The organism is Pseudomonas sp. NPDC098740, from assembly GCF_044760065.1.
Lineage (GTDB): Bacteria > Pseudomonadota > Gammaproteobacteria > Pseudomonadales > Pseudomonadaceae > Aquipseudomonas > Aquipseudomonas rossensis.
This window is the reverse complement of sequence record NZ_JBIWAM010000026.1, coordinates 69648-74613: the sequence shown is the minus strand read 5'-3', so window position 1 is coordinate 74613 and position 4966 is coordinate 69648. Positions and strand designations below refer to the sequence as shown.

Genomic DNA, 4966 nt, shown 5'->3' with positions numbered 1-4966 from the left:
AACACGTGTCCTCATTCGCGCAAACTTGGTGCCGGCCGCGGCCGGCAGGAAAACTCAAGAAGCCAGTGGCGATACTTGCCAAAGCCCGTTCTGCTGAATCAATTGCCGGTCGCAGTCCGCTTCACGGGCGGCGGCCAAAGGTTGCCCAGGCAACGCCTGCACGACACGCTGACCCTCACAGCGCAACTGGCAAACCTGCTGCCAGAGTCCCGCATCCGTACTGTCAGGCATCCAGATACCGCCAGACGGTAGCTCGATCTCAGCACGCCCCAGGGTCACCAGGGTTTTCAAATCGGTGGAGAAGCCGGTTGCCGGACGAGCCCGACCGAAGTCGGCACCGATGTCGTCGTAACGACCGCCCTGAGCTATGGACTGGCCAACACCCGGTACGAACACCGCGAACACCACACCGGTGTGGTAGTGGTAGCCGCGCAATTCGCCCAGGTCGAAATACAACGGCAACTCAGGGAAACGCGTGGACAGACGCTCGGCAATCGCCAACAAATCGTCCAGAGCTGCCAGTACCGGCGCCGGCGCATTCGCCAGACGCTCGCGGGCAGCGCTCAATACTTCACGGCCGCCACACAGGTCGACCAGCGCCCGCAACATGCCCGACAGATCCGCAGGCAAGCCTTCGGTCAAGGTAATGACCTCGTCGATGGCTTTACGTTGCAATGCATCGAACAGCTGTTGCTCGACTTCACCGGACAAACCGGCGGCGCGAGCCAGGCCACGGTAGATACCAACATGACCGAGATCCATGTGCACATCCGGCACATCGGCCAGTTGCAGCATAGCCAACATCAGGCTGATGACTTCCACGTCGCTGCTCGGGCTGGCATCGCCGTACAACTCGGCACCCAGCTGGATCGGGCTGCGCGAGGACGACAAGGCGCGCGGCTGAGCGTGCAGCACGCTACCGGCATAGCACAGACGGCTCGGGCCTTCGCGTCGCAAGGTGTGCGCATCGATACGCGCCACTTGCGGCGTAATGTCGGCACGGAAACCCATCTGCCGACCCGATTGCGGGTCGATGACCTTGAAGGTACGCAGATCGAGGTCCTGGCCCGCGCCGGTCAGCAGGGATTCCAGGTACTCGATATGGGGAGTCACGACAAACTCGTAACCCCAGCTCTGGAACAGATCCAACACCTGACGACGCGCGACTTCAATGCGCGCCGCTTCTGGTGGCAGTACTTCTTCGATGCCATCTGGCAGCAGCCAGCGGTCTACCGTTGCCATTACGCCATTCCCCTATGATCCGGGCGGCAAGCCTTTGGGCGAGCCTTGAGTGAAGCAGAAAATGATCGGTTCATGCGCAAACCACGCGCATGAACAACGCGGCGAAAAGCCTGAAATCGGCTTCACCAACCACTTTCCTCGAAAAACCTGTCGAGTCATTCAACTCGGACGCCTGCATAAAAAACAGCAATCAAACGTGCAGACGCAAAAAAGCCGGGAATTTCCCGGCTGCCGCATCATACACACGTTTTCCCAAAGGATCACCCCGCCAGAGGTGTTAGCCGTCAGGCGGGGGATGATTCAGGTCAACGTCGTATCAAGGCTTGGCTTTTTCCAAGTAACGGAAGAAGTCGCTGCTTGGGTCCAGGACCATGACGTCGGATTTGTTCGCGAAGCTTTCACGGTAGGCACGCAGGCTACGGTAGAAACCGTAGAACTCCTGATCCTGGCCGTAGGCCTTGGAGTAGATTGCAGCGGCCTGGGCGTCACCATCACCGCGAACCTCTTCAGATTCACGATAGGCTTCAGCCAGCAACACGCGGCGTTGACGATCAGCGTCGGCACGAATGCCTTCTGACAGTTCGTTACCCTTGGCGCGGTGCTCGCGAGCTTCACGCTCACGCTCGGAACTCATGCGCTCGAACACGCTGCGGTTCACTTCTTTCGGCAGATCGATAGCCTTGACCCGAACATCGACAACTTCGATGCCCAGCTCTTTTTCCGCCATCTTGTTCAGCGAAGCCGTGATATCGGTCATCAGCGCATCGCGCTCACCGGAAACCACTTCATGCAGCGTGCGCTTACCGAACTGGTCACGCAGGCCCGATTCCAGACGACGGGACAGTCGCTCGTCAGCAATCTGCTTGAGGCCGGAAGTCGCGGTGTAGAAGCGCTCGGCATCTTTCACGCGCCACTTGGCGTAGGCATCGACCATGACGGCTTTCTTTTCCAGCGTCAGGAAGCGCTGTGTCGGTGCATCCAGCGTCATCAGGCGGGCGTCGAATTTGCGCACCTGGTTAACGTAAGGCACTTTCACATGCAGACCTGGCTGAACATCAGCCTGGACCACGCGACCGAACTGCAGCAGCACCGCACGCTCGGTCTGAGCCACGATGTAGAAGCAGTTCCAGGCAGCGATCGCCACGACGACGCCGACAATAAGGGCGATCAGCGATTTATTGCTCATCAGCGACTCTCCCTGGTGCGAGATGGCTGTTGCTGCAGATCAGCAGCCGCACGCGCATTCGCTTCATTGCTGGTGGCTGCCGCGCCGGTCACCTGAGTGCTGGTGCTGCGACCACTTTCGACCATTTTGTCCAGCGGCAAGTAGAGCAGATTGCTCTGGCCATTCTTGTTGCCGGTCACGAGAACCTTGCTGGTGTTGCTGAAGACTTCCTGCATGGTGTCCAGGTACAGACGCTCACGGGTAACTTCAGGTGCCTTGCGGTACTCGCTCACCAGCTTGGTGAAGCGATCAGCCTCACCCTTGGCACGCGAGACGGTTTCATCACGGTAACCGTTGGCATCTTCGATGATGCGCTGGGCCTGACCACGGGCTTCCGGCACGACGCCGTTGGCGTAGGTTTCAGCCTGGTTACGCGAACGCTGCTCGTCTTCACGGGCACGGATCACGTCATCGAAGGCTTCCTGCACTTCACGCGGTGCGGCTGCGCTCTGTACGTTGACCTGAGTGACGGTGATACCGGTGCGATAGGTATCCATGAAGCGTTGCAGACGCTCCTTGATTTCGCTGGCCATCAATTCACGACCTTCGGTCAGCACCTGATCCATCGCGGTGGAACCCACCACATGGCGCAAGGCACTTTCGGTCGCGTGCTGAAGGCTGATTTCCGGCTGATCAACGCTCAGCACGAAGTCCTGCAGGTTGCTGATCTTGTACTGCACGGTCAGCGGCACTTCGACGATGTTTTCGTCTTCAGTGAGCATTTGACCCTGCTTGGTATAGGCACGCTCACGCGTGACGTTTTCCAGGTACTTGCGATCAAGCGGCGGGAAATAGATGTTCAGACCCGGGCCGACAGTTTCGTAGTACTTGCCGAAGCGCAGCACCACGGCTTGCTCCTGCTCGTCGACTACATAGACCGCGCTGTACAGCCATACGGCCGCCAACACGACCAGGCCGATGCCGAGCAGACCGCCGAAGCCGCTACTCCTGCCCGAACCGCCACCGTCATCACCGCGTTTCTTACCACCACCGAACAACCCGTTCAGGCTTTCCTGCAGCTTTCGGAAGGCCTCGTCGAGATCCGGTGGTCCCTTGCGGTCGCCGTTATTGCGGCGTTTGCCACCCCAAGGATCCTGATTATTCGAGTTGCCACCCGGCTCATTCCAAGCCATAGCGCTCTCCATCTGATAAAGCAAAGACGCACCCACGGCGCGCCGACCAATGCTACAGAATGCCTGTCACCGCGGCACAACCGCTTTCTCAGGCTTTTATTGCAAAGTGTGTTGCTCGATGAAATCCATCGGCTGCAATCCTTCGCGGCTCACCAGTCGATTCAACTCGATCCGTGGCAAACGAACGGCCAGCAGGCTGATGCCTTCCTCGTCGTGTTCTTCTTTCTGCACCGCACCGAGTTCGAAAAACTGCGCACGCAGTCGAGCAAAACGTTGCGGCAAGCGCAAGGTGCCAACAAACAAATCACCGCCCAGCAACTCGGCAATGGCTTGCTCAAGCAATTCCAGACCACTGCCATCACGCGCCGACAGCCAGACCCGTTGGGGCTTGCCGTTTTCGTCGCGCTGGATTTGTGGCTCAACGCCTTCAAGCAAATCGAGTTTGTTATAGACCTCGAGTATCGGCAAGTCCTGGGCACCAATCTCGCCCAGCACCACCATCACCTGCTCTATCTGCAACATGCGATCCGGTTCGGCCGCATCGATCACGTGCAACAGCAGGTCCGAGTTGCTCGACTCTTCGAGCGTAGACCGAAACGCCTCGACCAGTTTGTGGGGCAAGTGGCGTATGAAACCCACCGTGTCGGCCAGGACAATCGGCCCCAGATCGTCGAGTTCCAGACGGCGCAAGGTCGGGTCCAGCGTGGCAAACAACTGGTCAGCCGCGTACACGTCGGATTTCGTCACGTTATTGAAGAGCGTGGATTTGCCGGCGTTGGTATACCCCACCAGGGACACGGTAGGAATATCCGCACGCGAACGACCGCGTCGCGACTGTTCGCGCTGACTGCGCACTTTTTCCAGTCGGCCCTTGATCTGTCGCAGGCGAACCCGCAGCAAACGGCGGTCGGTTTCCAATTGGGTTTCACCCGGGCCACGCATGCCGATACCGCCACCTTGGCGTTCAAGGTGAGTCCAGCCACGAACCAGCCGGGTGCTCATGTGGTCAAGCTGGGCCAGTTCTACCTGGAGCTTGCCTTCATGGGTACGGGCGCGTTGGGCGAAAATATCGAGAATCAGACCGGTGCGGTCGATCACGCGACACTCGAAAACACGTTCGAGGTTACGTTCCTGACTGGGCGTGAGGATGTGATTGAAAATCACCAGATCGGCCTCTTCGGCCTTGACCAGGTCGCGTAGTTCCTCGACCTTGCCACTGCCAATGAGAAATTTGGCGGTTGGCCGATGACGCGGCACGTTAAAAAACGCAACGGTCTCGGCGCCCGCCGAATTAGCCAGCTCCTGAAACTCCTGCGGATCTTCGCGCGCCTCAGGGTCCTGTCCATCCAAGTGAACGAGGATTACT

4 protein-coding genes are annotated in these 4966 nt (G+C 58.8%); all 4 read right to left on the bottom strand.

Translation table 11 applies throughout. From position 1 onward, the window contains the following. Positions 1-54 precede the first annotated feature (54 nt). Positions 55-1242, bottom strand: coding sequence for an ATP phosphoribosyltransferase regulatory subunit (locus tag ACIQU2_RS24500; protein ID WP_403144518.1), 1188 nt, complete (start codon positions 1240-1242; stop codon positions 55-57). Between the two features lie 316 nt (positions 1243-1558). Beyond that, a complete protein-coding gene (gene hflC / locus ACIQU2_RS24495; RefSeq protein ID WP_056746351.1) occupies positions 1559-2428 on the bottom strand; it encodes a protease modulator HflC in 870 nt (289 codons plus the stop codon). Further along, a complete protein-coding gene (gene hflK / locus ACIQU2_RS24490) occupies positions 2428-3600 on the bottom strand; it encodes an FtsH protease activity modulator HflK (protein WP_403144514.1) in 1173 nt (390 codons plus the stop codon). Before hflK ends, hflC begins: the two co-directional genes overlap by 1 nt. Positions 3601-3696: 96 nt before the next feature. After that, complete coding sequence (gene hflX, locus ACIQU2_RS24485; protein WP_403144523.1) at positions 3697-4962, bottom strand: ribosome rescue GTPase HflX; 1266 nt, start codon at positions 4960-4962, stop codon at positions 3697-3699. Between the last annotated feature and the right edge of the window lie 4 nt (positions 4963-4966).

What these genes read in the sequence shown, in the direction of transcription:
- ACIQU2_RS24500 (WP_403144518.1), bottom strand. Translation starts at nt 1,242, where the DNA reads ATGGCAACGGTAGACCGCTGGCTGCTGCCAGATGGCATCGAAGAAGTA.
- hflC (WP_056746351.1), bottom strand. Translation starts at nt 2,428, where the DNA reads ATGAGCAATAAATCGCTGATCGCCCTTATTGTCGGCGTCGTCGTGGCG.
- hflK (WP_403144514.1), bottom strand. Translation starts at nt 3,600, where the DNA reads ATGGCTTGGAATGAGCCGGGTGGCAACTCGAATAATCAGGATCCTTGG.